General features: G+C 59.8%; 3 protein-coding genes. 1 reads left to right on the top strand and 2 read right to left on the bottom strand.

Annotation, left to right across the window (positions count from 1 at the left end):
• Window positions 1-255, top strand: a 255-nt coding sequence (locus tag JQ592_RS38135; RefSeq protein WP_211407847.1) for a hypothetical protein, incomplete at its 5' end; no start/stop codon positions are given.
• Window positions 256-740: 485 nt separating this feature from the next.
• Here JQ592_RS38135 and JQ592_RS38130 read toward each other — a convergent pair.
• Both JQ592_RS38130 and JQ592_RS38125 read right to left on the bottom strand, forming a co-directional pair.
• The gene (locus JQ592_RS38130) at window positions 741-896 is read right to left on the bottom strand and encodes a hypothetical protein (protein ID WP_018642105.1); all 156 of its coding nucleotides are present in this window, start codon (window positions 894-896) and stop codon (window positions 741-743) included.
• 72 nt (window positions 897-968) lie between these two features.
• Window positions 969-1,115, bottom strand: a complete 147-nt coding sequence (locus JQ592_RS38125; RefSeq protein WP_018642104.1) for a hypothetical protein — start codon at window positions 1,113-1,115, stop codon at window positions 969-971.
• Window positions 1,116-2,097 lie beyond the last annotated feature (982 nt).

The raw sequence follows: 2,097 nt of genomic DNA, 5'->3' as shown, positions 1-2,097 counted from the left end.
CCAGGCACCGAAGCCCACGAGGAGCGCCGAGATGGCATAGGCAAGAGCTTTTTCCATCGTTCGATCCACGAGCAACACAGGATCGATTGCGATTGTAAGATTCCCCGCGCGCGGGAACGTTCCTATGCGCCGCGGCGAGGGCGATGGATGGAGCCGCTGTCCTTCGAGGATTGCTCCGATAATCGATTACGGATCGCAGCGAGTGATGGGTTTCGCAAGAGCTCAACCCATCCTACGGGCTTTTCGAGTCGCTGAAACAGTCGGCGAAGGCGCTCTCGCGACTAGCGGCCTGACGTTCACGCTCCAATCGCAGGGCCCGCCGATGCACTCTGGCGGGTCTTTCGATCCAGGCGCCGGCTCCGCCTTAACAATTTTCTGCTCGGGTGTAGCCTCTGGCTCGGGGCGGAGCTTGATTCGTCATGCTGGAAGCCATTCTCATCCTGCTGGTGATCGGAGCCGTGGCCCTTCTCCTCATAGCGTTTTGGGGACTGCATAGGCACGTATGAGTGGCACGCCCCCGCCAGCGTGAACCGGCGGGGCTCGAAGCTTAGGCAGCGCGTAGCGCGTAGGATGGGTTGAGCTCTTGCGAAACCCATCGGCGACAAACCGGTCGAGGCCCTCCTCGGCCTTGAGGATCGCTCCTAAAGTTGATGACGGATCGCAGCAACGAGTGATGGGTTTCGCAAGAGCTCAACCCATCCTACGCGCAGGCCGTGGGCTCTATTCAGCCAATGGCGGACTCAATCAAGCGCAATCTGTTCCGTGATTTCCGCTGATTGGTGCGCTACGCCACCATGGAGTTTGATCTCCTTGATCGTCAAACCAACGATCACGGCTCCCAGAAGAATAAGCACCGGTTTAAGCTCGTCTCGGAGAAGCATGTAGACCAACGCCATCCCCAGCTTTCGCGTTCCGCCTCCTCGGCAAGACAGGCTGGGACTCCTAGTTGGAACCCACGCTGGCGCGGCTTACTCCAACACCTCATATTCGAACGCCACGCCCTCGGGGTCGTTCTCCTCGAACCATTTCTCTGCGGCATCCTGGTTGGCGAACACCTTGATGTGGTCCTTATCGCCAACCTGCTTTGCGGTGTTGACGTAGACGAAGACTGTCATCGGATCACCCCATAGGCCTTGGTCTTCTTGCGTCGTGGTCTAGAAATCTGGAGGCGGCTTGCCGCGGTTCAAGGCTCGCATGATGCCGATCCGGGCGAACATCGTGGGCCCGGCGAACTCGACCACCAGGAGCAGCGCTTCCATTGCGGCTCGCCATTCCGGCGCGGTGTGCTCTTTCTTCGGCAGTGCGTAGGATGGGTTGAGCCCTTGCGAAACCCATCGCCGGCAATTCGGTCGGTCACTCCGCGGTCCTTCGAGGATTGCTCCGATAATCGATCGCGGATCGCAGCGGCGCTGATCGCAACGAATGATGGGTTTCGCAAGAGCTCAACCCATCCTACGGGCTATATTGAAGGGCTGACGGACCCGCAGGGCTCATGGGTTTTTTTGAGCACGTGCCCGTGCCAAGTTTGGAAAACGTACCCGTTCCGACATTCACGGTGCTTTTGGGCGAAGCCAATCAAGGCCAGGATAATCAAAGCCCCTGCGACGCATCCGGCTACAACGTTCTTCATCATGGCGGCCACTCCAGCTAAACTGTGACTGGCTACTCGGCCAAGTATAGGCCACCAGGCCTCCGAAGTCCGCTTCGGCAGCGGCTAGGCTGCGACCATCGACCTCGATTGGCTCCTCGAAAGGCCGCCCCCAACCCTTGGTCATCGAGTGTTTCGGTATCCCCTGATAGCCAGCCGCGAGTCGCCACGCTTGAAGTCGGGGCGCACCTCGGCGCCGCGATTGCCGCACCCCTGACACACGAAGCGCGTAGGACGGGTTGAGCTCTTGCGAAACCCATCGCCGGCAAACCGGTCGGGGCCCTCCGCGGCCCTTGAGGATCGCTCCTAAAGTCGATGACGGATCGCAGCAACGAGTGATGGGTTTCGCAAGAGCTCAACCCATCCTACGGGCTCACACCGGACCAAAAGCGCTCACGAGTCCGATCGTGATTGGGACCAGCGCCACGATGATCCATAGGACGGGTGAA

Origin of the sequence: Bradyrhizobium iriomotense, from assembly GCF_018129405.1 — a bacterium.
Lineage (GTDB): Bacteria > Pseudomonadota > Alphaproteobacteria > Rhizobiales > Xanthobacteraceae > Bradyrhizobium > Bradyrhizobium iriomotense_B.
The sequence above is the reverse complement of the archived record's forward strand: the minus strand, read 5'-3'. Positions and strand labels throughout refer to the sequence as shown.